General features: G+C 61.6%; 15 protein-coding genes and 2 pseudogenes. 8 read left to right on the top strand and 9 right to left on the bottom strand.

What is annotated here, in order from left to right:
* Positions 1-31: 31 nt before the first annotated feature.
* The 7 genes and pseudogenes from AC1Q5S_RS19220 to AC1Q5S_RS19190 form a co-directional block, all read right to left on the bottom strand.
* The gene (locus AC1Q5S_RS19220; RefSeq protein WP_422204699.1) at positions 32-952 is read right to left on the bottom strand and encodes a dihydrodipicolinate synthase family protein; all 921 of its coding nucleotides are present in this window, start codon (positions 950-952) and stop codon (positions 32-34) included.
* 18 nt (positions 953-970) lie between these two features.
* A complete protein-coding gene (locus AC1Q5S_RS19215) occupies positions 971-2,443 on the bottom strand; it encodes an NAD-dependent succinate-semialdehyde dehydrogenase (protein WP_422204701.1) in 1,473 nt (490 codons plus the stop codon).
* A 25-nt stretch (positions 2,444-2,468) separates the two neighbouring features.
* Complete coding sequence (locus tag AC1Q5S_RS19210; RefSeq protein WP_422204703.1) at positions 2,469-3,701, bottom strand: iron-containing alcohol dehydrogenase; 1,233 nt, start codon at positions 3,699-3,701, stop codon at positions 2,469-2,471.
* Positions 3,698-4,714: an Ldh family oxidoreductase gene (locus tag AC1Q5S_RS19205; protein WP_422204705.1), complete on the bottom strand. Its 1,017-nt coding sequence runs from the start codon at positions 4,712-4,714 to the stop codon at positions 3,698-3,700. Before AC1Q5S_RS19205 ends, AC1Q5S_RS19210 begins: the two co-directional genes overlap by 4 nt.
* Before the next feature lie 30 nt (positions 4,715-4,744).
* On the bottom strand, positions 4,745-5,710 hold the full coding sequence (gene dapA, locus AC1Q5S_RS19200) for a 4-hydroxy-tetrahydrodipicolinate synthase (protein ID WP_422204734.1): 966 nt from the start codon (positions 5,708-5,710) through the stop codon (positions 4,745-4,747).
* 195 nt (positions 5,711-5,905) lie between these two features.
* The gene (locus AC1Q5S_RS19195) at positions 5,906-7,474 is read right to left on the bottom strand and encodes a sigma 54-interacting transcriptional regulator (protein WP_422204707.1); all 1,569 of its coding nucleotides are present in this window, start codon (positions 7,472-7,474) and stop codon (positions 5,906-5,908) included.
* Between the two features lie 450 nt (positions 7,475-7,924).
* Positions 7,925-8,719 (bottom strand): annotated as a pseudogene (locus AC1Q5S_RS19190) (IS5 family transposase); the annotation flags it as partial.
* A 75-nt stretch (positions 8,720-8,794) separates the two neighbouring features.
* Between AC1Q5S_RS19190 and AC1Q5S_RS19185 the strand changes: the two are divergent.
* Positions 8,795-9,820: an IS110 family RNA-guided transposase gene (locus AC1Q5S_RS19185; RefSeq protein ID WP_422205734.1), complete on the top strand. Its 1,026-nt coding sequence runs from the start codon at positions 8,795-8,797 to the stop codon at positions 9,818-9,820.
* Between the two features lie 283 nt (positions 9,821-10,103).
* Here the strand turns inward: AC1Q5S_RS19185 and AC1Q5S_RS19180 are convergent.
* Together AC1Q5S_RS19180 and ffh are read right to left on the bottom strand one after the other, a co-directional pair.
* Positions 10,104-10,301 (bottom strand): annotated as a pseudogene (locus AC1Q5S_RS19180) (transposase); the annotation flags it as partial.
* 88 nt (positions 10,302-10,389) lie between these two features.
* A complete protein-coding gene (ffh, locus tag AC1Q5S_RS19175; RefSeq protein WP_422205732.1) occupies positions 10,390-11,763 on the bottom strand; it encodes a signal recognition particle protein in 1,374 nt (457 codons plus the stop codon).
* Between the two features lie 99 nt (positions 11,764-11,862).
* On the opposite strand from ffh, the gene AC1Q5S_RS19170 reads away from it, so the two are divergent.
* The 7 genes from AC1Q5S_RS19170 (at position 11,863) to AC1Q5S_RS19140 (ending at position 21,339) form a co-directional block, all read left to right on the top strand.
* Entirely contained in the window at positions 11,863-12,660 is a 798-nt protein-coding gene (locus AC1Q5S_RS19170; RefSeq protein WP_422205730.1) for a cytochrome C assembly family protein, read from the top strand.
* Positions 12,657-12,884: a PP0621 family protein gene (locus AC1Q5S_RS19165; protein ID WP_422205728.1), complete on the top strand. Its 228-nt coding sequence runs from the start codon at positions 12,657-12,659 to the stop codon at positions 12,882-12,884. Before AC1Q5S_RS19170 ends, AC1Q5S_RS19165 begins: the two co-directional genes overlap by 4 nt.
* Before the next feature lie 4 nt (positions 12,885-12,888).
* Positions 12,889-14,592, top strand: a complete 1,704-nt coding sequence (locus tag AC1Q5S_RS19160; protein ID WP_422205726.1) for an ATP-binding protein — start codon at positions 12,889-12,891, stop codon at positions 14,590-14,592.
* Between the two features lie 15 nt (positions 14,593-14,607).
* Positions 14,608-16,104 (top strand): sigma-54-dependent transcriptional regulator, encoded by a 1,497-nt coding sequence (locus AC1Q5S_RS19155; protein ID WP_422205724.1) that lies wholly within the window; start codon positions 14,608-14,610, stop codon positions 16,102-16,104.
* Positions 16,088-16,708 (top strand): 1,6-anhydro-N-acetylmuramyl-L-alanine amidase AmpD, encoded by a 621-nt coding sequence (ampD, locus tag AC1Q5S_RS19150; protein ID WP_303837961.1) that lies wholly within the window; start codon positions 16,088-16,090, stop codon positions 16,706-16,708. The genes AC1Q5S_RS19155 and ampD overlap by 17 nt, the downstream gene beginning before the upstream one ends.
* Before the next feature lie 368 nt (positions 16,709-17,076).
* Entirely contained in the window at positions 17,077-20,007 is a 2,931-nt protein-coding gene (locus AC1Q5S_RS19145; protein ID WP_422205722.1) for a ribonucleoside-diphosphate reductase subunit alpha, read from the top strand.
* 135 nt (positions 20,008-20,142) lie between these two features.
* On the top strand, positions 20,143-21,339 hold the full coding sequence (locus AC1Q5S_RS19140) for a ribonucleotide-diphosphate reductase subunit beta (protein WP_422205720.1): 1,197 nt from the start codon (positions 20,143-20,145) through the stop codon (positions 21,337-21,339).
* The last annotated feature ends 43 nt before the right edge of the window (positions 21,340-21,382 follow it).

The following is a 21,382-nucleotide window of genomic DNA, read 5'->3' as shown; positions in this document are numbered from 1 at the left end:
GCTACAGCCCCCAGGCGTTGGCTGACCCTCTTCATTTGCGAGGCAGAACCCCGATGCGCTCGAGGATGGCACGCAACTCATTGTTGCGTACTTCGTCGATGGGCTCCATGACCACTTTACAAGTGTCATGCTCAATGATGCCCATCCACTTCAGCGCGCGCTTGTAGCACTGCGGGTATTGCAATACGTTGGCAAAGGCCACGGAGTTCAGGGGACCGACAGTCGTGTAGAAAAGGTTGCGAGCGTCGTCCAGGCGACCATCACGGATGTACTCGAAAATGCGCGATTGCTCGCTTGGCAGGACACAGCTGGCGGCAGATGTCATGCCTTCAGCTCCATACAGCAGCATCATGAAGTTCATCTGGTCATGGCCTGCCCATGCCTTGACACGGTTGTCCGTCGCTGCTGCGTACTGAGCAATCTTGCCGGGATAGGGCAAGAACAGTTTCGAGCAATGCATCGTGGGGATGGCATCGGCCATGCGCTTAAGCAGCGCCAGGCTGAATTCAATGCCGGCTCCACCGTCGTAGACCATCAGGGGCAGCTCAGTGGCATCGCCCACGTACTTCACATGACGGAACACGCCTTCCGCCCCATGAGGGTGGTAGTAGGGACCGGTCGTGAAGATGTAATCGGCGCCGTGGGCCTCAGCGTGCTTGGCCAGCAGCGCAGCAGTGTCAGCGGAAGAATCGTTCACGCCCACGCCGACTGGCACACGGCCAGCAACGTGCTTGGTTACGATTTCCACCAACTGGCGACGTTCGTCATCGGTCAGGGCAAACACTTCACCAGTACTACCCAGAGCTAGGATGCCGTGCACGCCTTTGCTGATGACGAAGTCAATGAGGCGGTGCGTCGAAGCCTGGTCAATGCTGCCATCAGGAAGCATTGGAGTTACCAACAAGGCATGGTTGCCGTAGAGCTTGGCTTTGCGTTCGTTCAGTTTTTTCATGTCCATAGTGATCTCCGATTACCAAGAAGTAGCGATGTACTTCGCTTCCATGTACTCGAGCAGGCCATGGTGACCACCTTCACGGCCAATACCGCTTTGCTTCACGCCGCCGAACGGAGCCGCAGGGTCGGAAACCAGACCACGGTTCAGGCCAACCATGCCGAACTCCAACTGCTCCGAGACACGCAGACCGCGAGCCAGATCCTTGGTGTAGACATAGGCAGCCAAGCCATACTCGGTGTCGTTGGCTTGCTTGATGACATCCTCCTCCTTGTCGAAGGCCACGAGTGCGGCGACGGGGCCGAAGATTTCTTCACGCAACAGGTTCGCATCTGCACTCACATGCGAGATGACGGTTGCTGGGTAGAAATAGCCGGTTTGGGATGGCACGGCGCCGCCTGTCAGAACCTTAGCCCCCTTGGCCTTGGCGTCGTCGACGAGTTCAGCCACCTTGGAGCGGCTTTGCTCGTTGACCAGAGGCCCCAGTTCGGTGGTCGGTTGGCAACCTTCGCCCATGCGCATCTTGCTCATGCGGTCAGCCAGCTTCTTTGCGAACTCGTCGTGTACAGCACGAGCCACGTAGATGCGGTTTGCGGCCGTGCAAGCCTCACCGCCGTTACGCATCTTGGCGATCATGGCGCCGTCGACAGCGGCGTCGATGTCTGCGTCTTCGAAAACGATGAAGGGAGCGTTACCGCCCAACTCCATGGAACAGCTGATGACCTGGTCAGCCGCTTCCTTCAGCAGGATGCGGCCCACTTCGGTAGAGCCAGTGAACGACAGCTTACGAACGCGGGGGTCGTGCAGAATGGCGCTGGACAGGGCACCAGACTTCGACGAGCTCACCACGTTGACCACGCCATCCGGCACACCCGCCTCTTTCATCAGCGCAGCCATGGCATAGGCAGTCAGCGGGGTCTCGCTGGCGGGCTTCAAGATACAGGTGCAACCGGCAGCCAGTGCGGGGCCGATCTTGCGAGTAGCCATGGCGGCAGGGAAGTTCCAGGGCGTGATGAGCAGCGAGATACCGATGGGCTGGTACTGGACCAGCATGCGGTTGGTCCCTGCAGGCGAGGTGCCCATTTCACCCAGCGCGCGGACGGCTTCTTCTGCGTACCAGCGGAAGAATTCGGCGGCGTAGTTGGCTTCACCACGGGCGTCCGACAGGGCCTTGCCGTTTTCCAGCGAGATGAGCTTGGCGAACTCTTCGATGCGGCTGCTCATCAGCTCATAGGCCTTACGCAGGATTTCCGCGCGCTTGCGGGGTGCGGTGGCCGCCCATGCCGGAGCAGCCTTGGCAGCAGCGTCCACAGCAGCCAGGCCTTCTTCAGGCGAGGCATCGGCAACGGAGGCCAGCACCTTGGCGGTCGAGGGGTCATATACGTCGATGCGCTTGCCGGACTTAGCCGCGAGCCATTCGCCACCGATGAACAGGTCGGTGGGGGTATCCGGGAAGGTGTCGAAACCAGACAGCTTGAAAACTTGAGTCATGTGAACCTCGTTTGTGAAGGGGAAATCAGTCGGAAAGACCAGCGCGCTTGCCTGCGAAAGCTGCGTTGACCAGGCGAACCATGGATTCGCTGTCCAGCGTCCGTGGGTTGTTGTTGACGAGGCGGGCGGCCTGCATGGCTTGTTGTGCAACCCATGCCTTCTTGTCTTCCGGCAGGCCCAGTTCAGCCAACGAGCTGGGGATGCCGATACGTGCGAACAGGCCGGCGACTGCGTCGATGCCCTTGCGTGCTTGCACTTCGGCCGAGTCACCCTTCTCCGCGACACCGAACATCTCCGCGATTTCGGCGAATTCGGGGATGCAGTTCTTGAGGTTGAACTCCATCACGTAGGGCATGAGCGCAGCCACGCCGGTACCGTGAGCCGTGTGGGTCGCTGCACCAACGGGGTACTGGATTGCGTGAGCGGCCGCAGTGCCGGCCTGGGCAAATGCCATGCCCGCAGACATCGCACCGAACATGACTTGCTCGCGGGCCTCCATGTCTTCACCGTTCTTGACGGCACGCTCCAGGTTGCCAGCCAGTGCCTTGATGGCGGCGCGAGCATACATGTCGCTCACCGTGTTCTTGCCCACGAACACCTGTGTCATGCCCAGGTTGGGCGTAACAGGCTTGCGGACAGCGGTAAAGGACTCGATGGCGTGGGTCAGCGCGTCGGCGCCGGCAATGGCGGTCAGCGAGCGCGGGCAGGTACGCGTCAGTTCAGGGTCGCAGATGGCGACCATGGGAATCAGATGCGGGCTGGACACGCCAATCTTCGTGTCGCGCACAGGGTCAGCCAGCACAGCGACAGGCGTGACTTCGGAGCCAGTGCCGGATGTGGTCGGGATGGCCACGAGGGGCAGCACCGGACCGGGCACCTTGAACTCGCCGTAGAAGTTTGAGATGGGACCTGCATGGGCCAGCGACAGAGCCACCAGCTTGGCCAGGTCGAGGCAACTGCCACCACCGATGGCCACGATGACGTCAGGCTCGAACTCGGCGGCACGCTCGCTGGCTTCGGTAATGCAATCCAGCGGCAGTTCGGCGATGGTGCCGGTGTACACATCGACCGTCATGCCCTGCTCGCGCAGGCTGTCGGCCATGGCCAACAGGTTCGGATCCTGCAGGAAACGCAGGTCGGAGCAGATGAAGACGCGATTGCCGAACTCCTTCACGACATCGGGCAGTGCAAAGCGCTGCTTGGCGCCGAACAGGGTCAAACGGGGGGAACGGGAAACGCCGAAGTTGGTCATGGTCATGCCGATTGGTTGGAGGGTTGTTGATTTGCCAAGCTCTGTAGACGCGCCCAGACGTCTTCAGCCAGCTCCAAGCCGTCGCGCTGCCTCTTCGCGCGAGTGGCCAATGCACGGTCGCCAGGGACGGCAACGGGTTTCTCAACGAGGCCGGAGGCACGCACGTCGTCGAGGTAGCGCTCAATGGACTCAGTCACACCGGGCTGAGCGATGGGGTCGATGACGATGAAGACGTCGCCCTTGTTGCAGGCCTGCGTCGAGTCCAGCGTGCCCACCACGTTACGGCCGACAGCCGATGCGGTAAGAGCGGTGATAAGGACTTCGAGGGCGATACCCAGGGCGTAGCCCTTGGCTTCACCAAAGGGAGCGATGGAGCCAGCCTTTGCCAGACGAGCATCCGTCGTCGCGTTGCCTTCCGCATCCAGCGCCCAGCTCGGGGGGATGGGGGCGTTGCGCAGGGCGTAGTCGTGAATCTGGCCCATAGAGACCAGGCTGGTTGCCATGTCCAGCACGAATGGCGTCTTGCCGGCCGGGACACCGATAGCCAGAGGGTTGGTGCCCAGCATGGCGTGACGACCACCCCAGGGGTGAACCAAGGCCTCGCTGGTGCACATGGCCAGCAGGACCTTGCCCTGGCGAGCCACGCGCTCGGCGTACCAGGCCAGCATGCCCAGGTGGTTGCTGTTGCGGATAGCTGCGACAGCAACGCCAGCGGTCTCGACACGCTGCATCAACTGGTCGATTGCATTGCAGGCGATGATCGGGCCCATACCCATCTGACCGTCCACAAAGGCGACGTTGCCGCGCCATTCGATGCAGCCAGTGGTATTCGGGTCCGTCACACCGTTGCCGATGCGTTCCACGATGCGAGGCAGACGCATCAGACCGTGCGAAGCGCGACCGCGGAGATCGGCTTCGACCAGCAGGTCGACCTGCAGACGTGCGTGATCCGAGGGGACGTTGGCATTCTCCAAGGCTTCGATGGCAGCCGCCACGGCTTTCTCATGAGGTACGAGCATGTTCAGAAATCCAAGAAAAGTGGGTAAGGCTCAGCGAGCCGACTTCGAGGTCAGACCTCGGCGCTTAGCCTGAAGCAGTCCAGCCGTCTGCAGGGCTTGCTCAAGGAAGGGCACCGTTGCGGGTTGGCAGGTCGTCAGTGGCATGCGAACGGCGGCGCTGCAGTGACTGAGCCGATGCAACATCCACTTCAGGGGTGCGGGGTTAGGCTCCAGGAACAGCGTCTGATGGAGCTCTGCCAGCTGGTCGTTGATGGCCTTCGCCTCTTGGGCGTTGCCACTCGTTGCGGCAGCACACAGCGCAGCCATCTGCTCTGGTGCCACGTTGGCGGTAACCGAAATCGTCCCGTGAGCGCCCAAAAGCATCAGGGCAACGGCGGTGCCGTCATCACCGCTGTAGATGCGAAATCCGGAAGGTGCGCGCCGCAGCAGGTCGATGCCGCGTTCGATGTCAGCGGTGGCGTCTTTGATGCCAACGATTTGGCGCAGCTTGCTCAGGCGCAGGACCGTGTCGTTGGACACATCGGCCACGGTGCGACCGGGAACGTTGTAGAGAATCAGCGGCAGCTCAACCGCTTCGGCGATGGCCTTGAAGTGCTTGTAGATGCCGCCCTGGGAGGGCTTGTTGTAGTAGGGCACCACGCTGAGGTGCGCTTGAGCACCCAGCCGCTTCGCAGCCAAGCTCAGCTCGATGGCTTCAGCAGTCGAATTGGCACCCGAGCCAGCGATGACGGGAACTCGGCCGACGACAATCTGAACACCGCGGGCAATGAGCGCGCAGTGCTCTTCGAAGTTCACTGTGGCGGATTCACCCGTGGTGCCGGCCACGACGATGGCGTCAGAGCCTTTGACGATCAGGTCGTTGACCAGGGCTTCGAAGCGCCCCATGTCGATATGGCCTCCCGAGGTGAACGGGGTCACGACGGCAGGGATGCTTCCCCCAATCGTGAAGGCCGACGCCTTACCCTGCGCAGCCGTCCTTTTGGCTGTTGCCGTGATGGCCTTCCGTGAGGATGAAGTCGACCCGGACTTGCTATCCGTAGCTTGCAACTCTTGTCTCCTTTTATTCGTATGCGGAGATAAGAGCAACTACCATGCCAATGTTTTTTTCCTTTTAAATCAGCATCTTGGAATTTTTTCAACCACTAACGGTGGCAACCAATTTGGACAACTTGGCATGCCACCTTTACACCGTCATGCGATGCCGTAGCGCTTGAGCTTGTTTGCCACAGCTGTATGGGAGAGGCTCAGCCGCTGAGCCAGCTTGCGCGTGCTCGGAAACTTCTGATAGAGGTCTTCCAGCATGACTTTCTCCATGCGGTCCATCGCCTGAGCATGGGTCTCGGAAGCCTCCGCGCGCAAGAACGGGATAACTTCTGCGACCTCGGGGGCCTGCTCAGCGAACTCCTCCATGAGCTCGTCGATGTCATGCACATTGAGCTCCTCGTCCTCACTCAATGAGACGGCGCGGAACATGGCGTTTTCCAATTGTCGGGCGTTTCCGGGCCAAGGAAGCTTCGTGAGCTTGTCCAAGCAAGCAGGAGAGATTTCGCGGAAGGGCTTGCCGATTTGCTGCGCCGCCCGGTTGGCGAAGTGAACGGCCAACTGACGAATGTCCTCGTGGCGCTCGCGAAGCGGTGGAAGCTTGATAGTGAGTACGTGAAGCCGATAGTACAAGTCTTCCCTAAAAGTCCCCTTGCGAATCATCGACAGCAAGTCGCGATGCGTAGCCGCAATAAGTCGAATGTTGACCCTAGTCTCTACCTTTCCTCCAATGCGAATAAAAGTACTGTCCTGAAGAAATCGCAAAAGCTTGGCCTGCAAATAAAGCGACATCTCGCCTATCTCGTCGAGGAAGACCGTGCCACCGTCGGCAAGTTCGAAGAGCCCAGGCTTTCCGCTTTTCTGAGCACCACTAAACGCGCCAGGCGCATAGCCAAACAACTCGCTCTCTGCCAAGTTTTCGGGCAAAGCTGCGCAGTTGAGCGCAAGGAATGGCTTCGACTTCCTCGGCGAATTTTGGTGGCAAGATCGAGCAACCAACTCCTTACCCGTGCCAGTTTCCCCAGTAATAAGCAGTGGTGCAGCAATTGGGGCCAGACGACGAATCATAGCGCTGACTTTCTGCATGGAAGGCGAATCACCTACCAGTTTGATTTCTGAACTCTCCTCGCGTTTTGCTATTGAATGGATATTCTGCCCAAGGCTTGCTGGAGATCGGAACACAAGTACCGCGCCATGAGGAACATCTGGGACATCCTCGAAGGTGCTATGCAACGGCATCATGTCAACGATGAATGGGCGACGTTGAATACAGACCTCTCCGTCGACACCATCGGTCAGCAAACGCATAATCTGCCGGTCCGCCTCAACACCAAAGAGGTCCATCGTGTCGGCCCTCTCATCAATATGCGCTTCATCAATACCGAATAATGTCATAGCCGCCTGATTAGCAGCAACAATTCGACGTCCAGAACCGATGGCGATAACTGGCTCCCCAAGAGCACTCAAAAGCACATCAAAATGTGCGCGCCTCCGCTCACCTGGCAAGAGATCTATCTCGTGGACAGATTTAACACCAGCAATAGCATGCAACTTTTCAACCACCTCAGCCAATAGATCTGGCTCAAGTCGTGGCACATCGACGTAAATATGGTGCCACTCCATTTCCACACCACGTACCATCCACTGCCGCTCATTAAAAATGAGCATCACGTCGCGCAGTGCGCCCAGCCTTTTCTCTGTCGTGATTTCGATTCGCATGATTTCTCCCTGCATTGACCGTCCGTCGACGCATCCACTCACTTTTTTTCAGTCATTCACCGCAGAGTTGCAAACCCACATCACTCATCGGCTTTAGCCAGAATCAGGTTGATTGAGATTCTGGCAAGAGAGCTAGATTGCTATTGACATCACCACGCCGTTATCTCAGGGCGATTCGGTAGCGCTTTGCCACCGAATCGCCCCAAGAAATCGAAATAGCAATCTGTCTCTCGAACGCAAATCATATCGCGAGATCTGGCATTCCCAGGAATCAGTTCGGCATTACATGCCCCTCTCAGTTATCAACCGCTACGGAAGCTCTTCACGAATCGGTTCTGGCTGTGCCACGGCGATGTGTGAGCTCAAATAGCACTCACGTTGAGCAGTTTGGGCGTGTGCAGGGCGCCCAGCAGGCGCTGCGCCAGGGCAGTTGCCCGGTTTCGTGGGGCATTACGCCCCCTGCACGCGCACCTGTCCTAGGCAGGCCATCAGCTTGTGCCTTGCCATCCACAGATTGCCCAGCGCAAACAGCGTGACGATCTGCGCCGTGTTCTTCTTGAGCCCCCGGTAGCGAACCTTCACGTACCCGAATTGTTGCTTGAGCACTCGGAATGGATGCTCCACCTTGGCCCGGATGCTGGCCTTGGTGCGCTCGAACTGATCAATCAGAGTACCCAGAGGCTTGTCCTTGTCCAAAGCCCGGCGCAATCCCGGGCGCATGGCCACATGCCAGCGCACGTTCTTGTTGGCATCGGGCCGTTTTTCCACCCCCTGGTAACCCGCATCGCCAAAGGCGTCTGTCTCCTGCCCGTGCAGCAGGCTGTTGGCCTCGATCACATCGCCGACGTTGCCACTGGTGCCTCGCACCGTATGCACCAGGCCCGAGTCCGCATCCACCCCAATGTGGGCTTTCATTCCGAAGTACCACTGATTGCCCTTCTTGCTCTGGTGCATCTCGGGGTCGCGCTCGCCGCTTTGGTTCTTGGTTGAACTGGGCGCGGCAATCAGCGTGGCATCCACCACCGTGCCCGCTTTGAGTTGCAGCCCTTTGGCTTGGAGCAGCGCATTGACCGTGGCCAGGATCTGATCGGCCAGCTTGTGGCGCTCCAGCAGATGCCGAAAGCGCAGGATGCTCGACTCACTTGGGATCTGTTCATCGCAGTGAGACAGTCCTGCAAAGTCTCGGAAGGCGGGCACGTCGTGCAGCGCTTCTTCCATGGCCGGGTCACTGAGCTTGAACCATTGCTACTGAGATGGACCCGACGCCACCTTCGCAGGAAACTGGGCGTCCTCGCAACTTGCTGCTACCGGAGGTTCATCATGGAAGTTGACATTCTGGGCATCGACTTGGCCAAGCGCGTGTTCCAGTTGCACGGTGCCGATCGTCGCGGTCATGTGCTGCATCGAGCCAAGGTCACTCGATCGGAGCTGCTGGAGTCCGTTCGGCAACTTCGTCCACGAATCATCGCGATGGAAGCTTGTAGTTCAGCGCACCATTGGGCGAGGCAGTTCCAAGCCATCGGCGTCGAGGTCAAACTGGTCAGCCCTCACTACGTCAAACCCTTCGTCAAAACGAACAAGAACGATCGCAACGATGCCGAGGCGATCGTCGAGGCCGCCTGCCGCCCGAGCATGAACTTCGTGCCGGTGAAGTCGGTCGAGCAGCAAGACATCCAGGCCATCCACCGAACGCGCGAACTGCTGGTACATCAGCGCACCGCACTCATCAACCAGGTTCGAGGACTGCTCGCTGAAAGAGGCATCACCGTGAATCGATCTCCAGCAGCGTTCAAGAAGTCCGTCCCCGAAATTCTTGAGCAGGCACAGGGCGAGCTGACCGTTCTCTGCCAAGCGTTGCTGCGCATGGCACTGGATAGGTTCCGCGCTATCGAAGCGCAGATTGCCCAAACAGAAGGATGGCTTGAAGCCGTTATGGAACAGTCCGCGTTGTGCCAAAAGATCGCAGCCATCCCAGGCGTCGGGGTGATGACCGCCACAGCAATGGTGGCTGCGGTCGGCGACGCCAAAGCATTCAAAAATGGCCGCCATTTGGCTGCTTGGATTGGACTCGTTCCACAGCAAAACTCATCAGGCGGAAAGTCTCGCCTGCTCGGCATCAGCAAGCGGGGAGACGACTACTTGCGGAGGCTGTTGATCCACGGGGCGCGCTCCGTTCTGATCAGGGTTACGTGCCGCAAAGATGCACGCAGCTTGTGGCTTCAGGAACTGATCGCCAGACGCGGATACAACCGCGCGACCGTAGCGCTGGCCAACAAAAATGCACGGATCATTCAGTCCGTCCTGAGTGGTCCTGAGAGCTACCGCCCGTCGATGGTGGCGGCATAGCGGAACGCTCTCGAACTTGATTCCAGGCCGGAAGAATCGGCCAACACCCAGCCGTGGTTTTTGCGACGCTTCTCAAATGTGATGACACAACCGGTTAGACCAGCGTTCCGTGATCCTGTACTTCATGTGGGCCGAGCGATCAGGCCGAACTGCTGCTAAGGACGGAACGCGCGGATCTCATCAAGGCTGCGGGCAAGCAAAAGCATTGTCCATCAAGCAAGCCGAATACATGTGTGCAGACCGTTGATCATCAAACGAGAGGGGCTTGCAAAAGGCGTCGGGTCCATACATGCATGAAATGAATGCGCAGCAGGGTTTGCACCCCAAAGGGCTGCTGGCCTCGGCGTCCGCTCTCGGGGGCATAAGGCTCTATCAGCGAGACCAGTTCAGCCCAAGGAACCACCAACTCCATGGCATCAAGGAACTCGCGCTTGCGTGTGCGCTTGGTGGTGTTGCTCAGGCCCAGGCTGCTTTGCTTCATGCGCGTATTGTCTGAGCTTCAGGGCTGTCCAAGCACATCACGTAGGGATTCGTGAAGAGAATCCCTAGCGCTCAAAAATATCAAAACGTCAGAATGGCATCTTGGGCATGCCACCCATGCCCTTCATTCCGCCCATCTTCTTCATCATCTTGATCAGGCCGCCGCCCTTCATCTTCTTCATCATGTCCTGCATCTGCTCGAACTCCTTGAGCAGGCGGTTGACCTCTTGCACCTGCACGCCGGCGCCGTTGGCAATGCGTTTCTTGCGCGTGGCCTTGATGAGCTCGGGCTTGCGGCGCTCCAGCGGGGTCATGCTCTGGATGATGCCTTCCTTGCGCTGGATGTCTTTTTCGGCCTTGTCCATGTCCACCGCGCCGGCCTTGGCCGTGAGTTGCGACGGCAGCTTGTCCATCAGGCTGGAGAGGCCGCCCATCTGCTTCATCTGCTGGATCTGCGACAAAAAGTCGTTCAGATCGAACCCGTCGCCACTCTTGACCTTGGCAGCCAGCTTTTGCGCCGCTTCGATGTCCACGCCCGCCGTGACCTGCTCGACCAGCGCCACGATGTCGCCCATGCCCAGGATGCGGCCGGCATGGCGCTCGGCGTCAAACACTTCCAGTCCGTCGATTTTTTCGCTGACCCCGGCAAACTTGATGGGCGCGCCCGTGATCTGGCGCACCGACAAGGCCGCGCCGCCGCGGGAATCGCCGTCGAGCTTGGTCAAGACAATGCCGGTGAGCGGCAGCGCCTCCTTGAAGGCCTTTGCCGTATTGATGGCATCCTGGCCCTGCATGGCATCGACCACGAACAGGGTTTCGACCGGATTCAGGGTGGCATGCAGGTCTTTGATTTCCTGCATCAGGGCCTCGTCGATGGCCAGGCGGCCGGCCGTATCGACCAGCAGCACATCGAAGTAGTGCTTCTTCGCGTAGTCCAGCGCGGCCACGGCGATGTCGTGGGGCTTCTGCTCGGGCGTGCTAGGGAACCACTCGGCACCGGCCTGCTTGGTCACGGTCTTGAGCTGCTCGATGGCGGCCGGGCGGTACACGTCGCCCGACACGGTCAGCACCTTTTTCTTGCGCTTTTCAATGAGATGCTTGGCCAGCTTGGCCGTGGTGGTGGTTTTGCCCGCGCCCTGCAGGCCCGCCATCAGGATGACGGCCGGCGGCTGGGCCGCCAGGTTGATGTCGGCCACGCCCTCGCCCATGGTGGCGGCCAGCTCGCGGTTGACGATGCTGACCAGCGTCTGCCCCGGTTTGAGCGAGCCCAGCACCTCCTGGCCCAGGGCCTTTTCCTTGACGCGGGCGATGAAATCGCGCACCACGGGCAGAGCCACGTCGGCCTCCAGCAAGGCCATGCGCACTTCGCGCAGCATGTCCGTGACATTGGATTCGGTGATGCGGGCCTGGCCGCGCATCTCCTTGACGAGGCGCGTGAGTTTGTCGGTAAGGGCGGAGGCCATAGGAGAAGTTCCGGTGTTGCCCGCGCGCCAGCCTTGCTGTCGTTGTGTATGCGGGCCCGCCAGGGCGCTGGCGGTGGGGCGAAAGGCTAAACTGTGCCCATGATTTTACCCAGTGCTTCCCCTGTCAGCTGGCTATTGGCCCTGGCGGCCGCTGCCGCGTATGCCGTACCGGCGGCTGCGTCCTCGCGCCTGAGCGCCACCGCCGCGCGCAATGCGCTGCTGCTGGCGTGGGTGCTGCACGCCGCCGTGCTGGTGTGGGGCCTGTGGGGCGACGCCCCCCGCTTCGGCTTTGCGCCCGCGCTGTCGATGACCGCATGGCTGGTGCTCACCGTGTATGCCGTCGAACGCCAGCTTTTTCCGCAATTGCGGGCGCGCTGGATGCTGGCGGTGCTGGGCGCGGTGGCAGTCCTGCTGACCCTGCTGTTTCCTGGCCAGCCTCTGCATGTGACCGCTTCCGCCTGGCTGCCGCTGCACCTCGCACTGGGCATTGCCTGCTATGGGCTTTTTGCCGCAGCGGTAGTGCATGCCTGGCTGATGACGCGCGCCGAACGCCAGATCCGCCAGGCCGAAGACCCGCAGAACGGTATCCCGCTGCTCACGCTGGAGCGGCTGACCTTCCGTTTCGTGACCGCCGGCTTTGTCCTCTTGTCGGCCACCCTGCTGGCCGGCTGGCTGTTTGGGGAAGTGCTTTACGGGCATGCCGGGCGTTGGGACCACAAGGCGGTTTTCTCGCTCCTGTCCTGGATCACCTTTGCCGCCCTGCTGCTGGGCCGCTCGCGCTTTGGCTGGCGTGGACGCAATGCCGTGCGCATGCTTTATGCGGGTGCCGGGCTTTTGCTGCTGGCGTATGTGGGTTCGCGCTTCGTGATGGAGGTGGTATTGGGTCGAAGCACATGAAATACCTCGTCTTGCTGATCGTTCTGGCGGTGGCCGTGGGCATCTGGCGCAGCCGCCGGCCCACCATCTCCGGCGCCGCCAGGGCAGCGCCCCGGACTCCCCTGCTGCCGCAGGACATGGTGGCCTGCGAGCACTGCGGCGTGCATGTGCCGCGCGCCGAGGCGCTGATGGTGGGCCATCACGCCTACTGCAGCGCCGAGCACAGGCGCCAGCACAGCGCCTGACACCATGCCCTATCTCCTGCCAGGCCTTGCCCCTTCCGCGGCCGATGCGCCCTTTGTGCGCCTGTGGCGTGGGTTCCTGACAGGCCGCGTGATGGTGGCACTGGCACTGCTTTTTTTGCAGGGCCTGGGCCAGTTCATGAACCTGGCTGTGGAGCCGGCGGTGCTGGCGGTGTGCCTGGCCTACCTGGCCGCGACCCTGGCCGAGCGCACTCTGGCAGGCCGAGCCCCACCACCGCCCACGGCGGGCGCCCGATGGCTCCCGTTCATCGGAGTGGACCTGGCGGCAGTGTGCGCCCTGCAGTTGCTGCAGGCCGGCACCATGAATTACACCCCCCTGTTCGGCCTGCCCATCCTGATGGCGGCGGTGCTGGGCACGCTGACCCTGGCCCTCGGCACGACGGCGGGCGTCACCTTGCTGCTGCTGGCCTGGGCCTGGTGGCAGGGCCTGCACAGCGGTGGGGATGACGCAGCCCGCTACCTCCAAAGCGCCCTCACAGGCACCGGCTTTTTCATCATCTCCTACCTGGTGCACCAGCTGTCCGTGCGACTGGCGCGCGAACAGCAGCTGGCACTGCAAAGCCAGATGGCGGCACAAGTGCAGTCGCAGGTGAACGCGCTGGTGATCGAGCACCTCACTGACGGGGTGCTGGTGCTGGACAACCAGGATGTGGTGCGCATTGCCAACCCTGCTGCATTGCTGTTGCTGGGCGGCCCCGGTGTACTGAAGCCTCCTTTTGCCCTGAACAACAGCCCCGCCTGGGAGCCGCTGGTGTCGCTGGCGCAGCGCACATTCCGCCAGGGTCAGCCCGTCACGGCCGACGCGGACCTGCGGCACCCCGGGCAGAGCCCGACCGGACTGCATGTGCGCACCTGGCTCACCACCTCGCGCGGTGAATCACTGCCGGAGCCTGAAGTGCGCCTGTGCGTGATGTTCCTGCACGATCTGCGCGAACTGGAAGCGCGCTTGCGCACGGAAAAGCTGGCCGCCATGGGCCGCATGTCTGCCGCCGTGGCCCACGAAATACGCAACCCGCTGGCGGCCATCGTGCAGGCCAATGCCTTGCTGGAGGAGGACCTCAACGACGCGGGCCACCTGCGGCTTGCCCAGATGGTGCGGCAGAATGCAGAGCGCCTGGCGCGCATCGCCGAAGAGGTGCTGGACATCGCCCGCGTGCAGCACCAGATCAGCCATGCGCCCGCCTCCACACTGATGCTGGACGACACCGTGGCCCAAATCTGTACCGACTGGCAACGCCAGGACCCGGCGCAGCGCAGCGCCACCATTTCACTGATGGCCCATGACGCCCAGATCGAGTTTGATACGGAGCACCTGCGGCGTGTACTGTTCAACCTGCTGGACAACACCCTGCGCTACAAGGGCCAGCACAACGATTCGCTGGTCGTCACCACGCGCGTCAACCCCTCGGGGGTTGTCAGCCTGCAGGTATGGAGCGATGGTGCGCCCATGGACAAATCGGTGGAGCGCCACCTGTTCGAGCCCTTCTTTTCCTCTGAAAGCCGATCGAGCGGGCTGGGCCTGTATATCTGCCGGGAGCTGTGCCAGCGTCACAGCGCATCCATTCGCTACCAGCGCCTGGTGCGCACCACCGGGCGCGGCGAGACCGGCGGCAACGCCTTCACCGTGGGTTTCCGCCGCAACACACGCCCTGCAGAGAATGCAACCCTGTTTGACACCATCGTGGTCTGAAACGCCCCTGAATCCATGAACGCCCCAGCTGCCTCCATCCTCGTCGTCGATGACGAACCCGATCTGCGCACCCTGTACGAACTCACGCTGCTGCGCGAAGGCTACCGGGTGGAAACCGCAGCCAGCATGCAGGAGGCGCGCCAGCAACTCAAAGACCTGCGGTTTGACGCCGTCATCACCGACATGCGCCTGCCCGACGGCTTTGGCATGGAATTGCTGCGGGACCTGCGCGACCAGCAGCGCCGGGAGCGCTGCGTGGTCATGACGGCTTACGGGTCCGCGGAAAATGCGGTGGAAGCACTGCGTTCGGGCGCGTTCGATTACCTGACGAAGCCGGTAGACCTGAAACAGTTCCGCTCGGTGGTGGCTTCGGCCGTGCAGGGAACGGGGGGTGTTCCCGCGCCACGCTCCAGCCGCAACGCCGGACGCACGGGCAGCACGGCCGAACCCGTTGGCACCGGGGGTGCGATGGACCGCATCGTGGGCGAATCGCAGGCCATTCGCCATGTCAAGCAGCGCATCGCCAAGGTGGCCCGCAGCATGGCCCCGGTGCTGATCCATGGCGAGTCTGGCACGGGCAAGGAACTGGTGGCCCAGGCGCTGCACGCCAGCAGCCAGCGCGCTGAAGGCCCTCTCATCGCCGTCAATTGCGGTGCCATCCCCGAAAACCTGCTCGAAGCCGAATTTTTCGGCGCCCGCAAAGGCTCTTACACCGGGGCCAGCCAGGATCGCGACGGCTACTTCCAGGCCGCACGTGGCGGCACACTGTTTCTGGACGAAATTGGCGATCTGCCCTTGGCGATGCAATCGAAACTGCTGCGCGCCATCCAGGAACGCAGCGTGCGCCCCCTGGGCTCGACCCAGGAGGAAACCGTGGACGTGCGCATCGTGAGTGCCACCCACCGGGACCTTGCTGCCGATGTGCTGTCGGGCCGGTTCCGCCAGGACCTGTATTACCGTCTGAACGTGATCGAGATCGTCATTCCGCCGCTGCGCGAGCGTCGGGAGGACCTGCCCGCCTTGTGCACTGCCTTGCTGACCCGCATTGCGCACGAATCAGGCATCCAGCCTCCGATGCTCACGGAGCGAGCGCTGAGCACCATCGCCAGCTACCCCCTCACCGGCAATGTGCGCGAGCTGGAAAACCTGCTGCACCGGGCCGTGGCACTGAGTGACGGGGAAGAACTGCATGTGGAATGCGCCCCGTCCACGGCCGAGGCCTTCGGCAACCAGCCGCTCCACCCCGCCTCACCAGCGCCCGCCGCTCCAATGCCGCCGGACACGCCGACGGCGAGCGGGCCGGCCCCCTCCACCCCGCTGCCCAGTGATCTTCAGGCCTGGCTGGACCAGCAGGAGCGGGAGATCCTGGTGCGCGCACTGCGTGAGGCCAACTTCAACCGGACTGCCACGGCGGCGCGGCTGGGCATCAGCCTGCGCCAGATCCGCTACCGCATCGCCCGCTTGAACATTGCCGCGCCGAACGACAACGACGTGCATGACGACCTTGCCTGACGGGTCTCCTGCCCCGGACTTGTGGAACGCGGGCTGGCATCGGGACGCCCTCCGGCAGCCGTCGCCCAATTTTGGCCCGCGCCCCGGCGCCGCCGCCGTGGACCTGATCGTGGTCCACTCCATCAGCCTTCCGCCAGGACACTATGGCAACGGGGCGGTGCAACGGCTGTTTGCCAACACGCTGGACTGGGACGCCCACCCCTACTTTCAAAGCATCCGGGGGCTGCAGGTGTCTTCGCACTTTTTCATAGCGCGTGACGGCACCCTCTGGCAATTTGTGGACTGCGACCAGCGCGCCTGGCATGCCGGCCAATCCAGTTACCGTGGACGCCCCCAATGCAACGACGACTCCATTGGCATCGAGCTGGAGGGACTGGAAGGGCAGACCTTTGAGCCGGCGCAATACGAGGTGCTGGCCCGTCTGTGCGCCGACATCCAGGAGCGCTACCCCATTGCCCATGTGGCGGGACACGAACACATCGCGCCTGGACGCAAACAGGACCCGGGACCCGGATTTGACTGGCCACGGCTGCAGAACCTGCTTGCGTGGCCTCCCGCCCGGTTTCCGATCGGCACTCGCAACGCACCGCCCCCCGGCCCATGATGCGGCTGTCGCGAGCAAGCATCACTCCTTGCAACGCGCTCACGACAAAGTGAAAAAAATCGGACGCAATGCCCATGCGGGCTGCTACCGAAAAACCGCCTGTACGGCCCGACATTGCTTGATCTGAGTCATGAAATGTCGGCGATACGCGGCTCTCCGTACTTGTCAACACCCTGCCGAACAACCGCACCACGGATGGTTTCAGGCGAGAAGGGTTTTCCCGGCTGTACACTACCGGTAGTGTCCTGAACACTATCAACACACCATAGCTAGTGTGCAACAGATTGAACGCCGTGCCCCATCCGGGCAGCGCGGCAGCATTTCCAGCCCGTCAGCCCATCCCAGACAGCCCACAGAAGAGGATACCCATGCAAGCTGCTTTGAACACCCCCGTCGCCGCCCTCGCAGCCACCCCGCAAGCGCAGCCAGCACACAGTGGCGCATCCGCCAACGTGCTGACGCATTACCAGATCATCCGGCGCAACGGCGCGGTCGTCCCGTTCGAACCGCAAAAGATCGCCGTCGCCATGATGAAAGCCTTCCTGGCGGTGCATGGCACGCAGGGCGCTGCATCGGCCAGCGTGCGCGAAGTGGTGGATACGCTGACCCAGAATGTGACCCGCGCGCTGATGCGCTCGCGTCCTGGCGGCGGCACCTTCCACATAGAAGACGTCCAGGACCAAGTGGAACTGGGCCTCATGCGCAGTGGCCACCATGAAATTGCACGGGCCTATGTGCTCTATCGCGAACGCCGCACCCAGGAGCGCTCCCGGCAAAGCGAAGAGCAGACGCCTGCGGCGCCCCAGCTGCATGTGCTCGACAGCGGCGAACGCGTTGTTCTGGACCTGGCCCGCCTGCAGTCACTGATCGAATCCGCCTGTATCGGCCTCGGCGCAGATGTCTCCGCGCAGCCCATCGTGGTGGAAACCATGCGCAACCTGTACGACGGGGTTCCGATGGAAGAGGTGTACAAGGCCTCCATCCTCGCTGCGCGCACCCTGATCGAGAAGGATCCGGACTACACCTACGCCACGGCACGCCTGCTGCTGCACACCATCGTGCGGGAAGTCCTGGGCAAAGACGTCGCCCAGAGCGAAATGGCGCAGAGCTATGTGGACTATTTCCCCCAGTTCATCAAGAAGGGGGTGGAAAACGACCTGCTTGATGAACGCCTGCTGCAGTACGACCTGCAGCGCCTGGGGGCCGCGCTCAAGGCCGAGCGCGACCTGAAGTTCGATTACCTCGGTCTGCAGACCCTGTACGACCGCTATTTCCTGCACGTGCGCAAGAGCCGCATCGAGCTGCCCCAGGCGTTCTTCATGCGCGTGGCCATGGGCCTGTCCCTGAACGAGATCGACCGCGAAGCCCGCGCCATCGAGTTCTACGAAATCCTCTCCAGCTTCGACTTCATGTCCAGCACGCCCACGCTGTTCAACAGCGGCACGCTGCGCTCACAGCTGTCCTCCTGCTACCTGACCACGGTGCCCGATGACCTGGACGGCATCTATGAGTCGATCAAGGAAAACGCCCTGCTGTCCAAGTTCGCCGGCGGCCTGGGCAACGACTGGACCCGCGTGCGCGCCCTGGGCAGCCACATCAAGGGCACCAACGGCGAGTCGCAGGGCGTGGTGCCCTTCCTCAAGGTGGTCAACGACACGGCCGTGGCGGTGAACCAGGGCGGCAAGCGCAAGGGCGCGGTCTGCACCTACCTGGAGACCTGGCACCTGGATATCGAGGAGTTCCTGGAGCTGCGCAAGAACACTGGCGATGACCGCCGCCGCACGCACGACATGAACACGGCCAACTGGATCCCCGACCTGTTCATGCGCCGTGTGATGGAAAAGGGCACCTGGACGCTGTTCTCGCCCTCCAACGTGCCCGACCTGCACGACCTGTTTGGTGCCGCGTTCGAGAAAGCCTACGTGGCCTATGAAGAAAAGGCCGCACGCGGCGAGATCCAACCCGCCAGGACGGTACAGGCCACCGATCTGTGGCGCAAGATCCTGACCATGCTGTTCGAGACCGGTCATCCCTGGATCACGTTCAAGGATGCCTGCAACGTGCGCTCACCCCAGCAACACGCTGGCGTGGTGCACTCGTCCAACCTGTGCACCGAGATCACGCTCAACACCAGCGACACCGAAACCGCCGTGTGCAACCTGGGCTCGGTGAACCTGCTGCAGCATCTGAAGAACGGCCAGATCGACCACGACAAGCTCAAGAAAACCATCACGGTCGCCATGCGCATGCTCGACAACGTCATCGACATCAACTACTACGCCGTCAAGAAGGCCCGCGACTCCAACCTGCGCCACCGTCCGGTCGGCCTGGGTGTGATGGCCTTCCAGGACAGCCTGTACGAACTGCGCATCCCCTACGCATCGCAGGAAGCCGTGGAATTCGCCGACCAGTCGATGGAAGCCATCTGCTACTACGCCTACTGGGCATCGACCGAGCTGGCCAGGGAGCGCGGCAAGTACTCCAGCTACAAGGGCTCGCTGTGGGATCGCGGCATCCTGCCGTTCGACACGCTGGACATGCTGTCGCAGGCCCGTGGTGGCTATGTGGAAGTGGACCGCTCGTCCACGCTGGACTGGGATGCCCTGCGCAAGAAGATTGCACAGGACGGCATGCGCAACTCCAACTGCGTCGCCATCGCCCCCACCGCCACGATCTCCAACATCATCGGCGTGGACGCGTCGATCGAGCCCTCTTTCGGCAACCTGTCGGTCAAGTCCAACCTGTCGGGCGAGTTCACCGTCATCAACGGCGGCCTGGTGCGCGACTTGAAGCGCCTGGGTCTGTGGGACGACGTGATGATCATGGACCTCAAGCACTTCAAGGGCTCGCTGCACCCCATCGACCGCGTGCCGCAGGACATCAAGGCGCTGTACTCCACCGCGTTTGAAGTTGAACCGCAGTGGCTGGTGGAAGCCGCATCACGCCGCCAGAAATGGATCGATCAGGCGCAGAGCCTGAACATCTACATGGCGGGCGCATCGGGCAAGAAGCTCGATGACACCTACAAACTCGCCTGGGTGCGCGGCCTCAAGACCACGTACTACCTGCGCACACAGAGCGCAACGCACGTCGAGATGAGCACCGTGAACACACGCCAGCTCAACGCGGTTTCGTCGGGCAGCGACAGCGGCGCATCGGCAGTTTCAGCCGCCACGCAAGCCAAGCCAAGCCCGCTGGAAGCCGCAGCCGCTGCGGCCTCTCAGCAGGCCGCCGCCCTGCCCGCTACGGACATCAAGTTCTGCGCCATCGACGATCCCGGTTGCGAAGCCTGCCAGTAAAGACTTCACCTGCAATGCCTCGGACCCATCCGGGACATTGCTCATGTGCTGTGAAGCAACAAATCCTTGCTGCGCAACGCTTCAGTGCTTTCCTTTTCGCAGCACTGCTTTCATAATCCGAACACTGGAAAATCTATGTTGACCTGGGACGAAGAAGTCAAGCCCTCATCGCAAAATCAACTGGACGGCGGTCTGCACAACAACCGCCTGGCGGGACAACCGCCTCTGTCTTTCCAGCCCCCATCACTGCCAACCGCGGGTACTGCCACCACCGCCATCGGTGGTGCCCATGCGCCCACCGCTGCGACCGCACACCGCCGCGTGAACGCCGCAGACAAGCGCATCATCAACGGCCAGACCGACGTCAACCAGCTGGTGCCCTTCAAGTACAAGTGGGCCTGGGAAAAGTACCTGGCCACCTGCGCCAACCACTGGATGCCACAAGAGGTGAACATGACGCGCGACATCGCGTTGTGGAAGGACCCGAACGGCCTGACCGATGACGAGCGCCGCATCATCAAGCGCAACCTCGGCTTCTTCGTGACCGCCGACTCGCTGGCCGCCAACAACATCGTGCTGGGCACCTACCGGCACATCACAGCACCCGAGTGCCGACAGTTCCTGCTGCGCCAGGCGTTCGAAGAAGCCATCCACACCCACGCCTACCAGTACATCGTGGAATCGCTGGGGCTGGACGAGAGCGAGATCTTCAACGCTTACAACGAAGTCCAGTCGATCCGCGACAAGGACGAATTCCTGATCCCCTTCATCGAGGCGATCATGGACCCCAACTTTCATACCGGCACACCCGAAACCGACCAGACCCTGCTCAAGTCGCTGATCGTTTTTGCCTGCCTGATGGAAGGCCTGTTCTTCTACGTCGGCTTCACACAGATCCTCGCACTGGGCCGCCAGAACAAGATGACCGGTGCCGCCGAGCAGTACCAGTACATCCTGCGCGACGAGTCCATGCACTGCAACTTCGGCATCGACCTGATCAACCAGCTCAAGCTGGAAAACCCCCACCTGTGGACAGCGGAGTTCAAAGCCGAGATCAAGGCGCTGTTCCTCAAGGCGGTCGAGCTGGAGTATCGCTATGCCGAAGACACCATGCCGCGCGGTGTGCTGGGCATGAACGCCTCCATGTTCAAGGGCTACCTGCGCTACATCGCCAATCGCCGTGCCACGCAGATCGGGCTCGAAACACTCTTCCCCAATGAAGAAAATCCGTTCCCGTGGATGAGCGAGATGATCGACTTGAAGAAGGAACGCAACTTCTTTGAGACCCGGGTTATTGAATACCAGTCCGGTGGTGCGCTGTCCTGGGACTAGCGCCTTTTCGCATCACACCACCATGGATCCTTACACCACGCCC

It is taken from the genome of Acidovorax sp. GW835-FHT14B10 (assembly GCF_058793725.1).
This window is presented reverse-complemented; position numbering and strand designations above follow the sequence as displayed.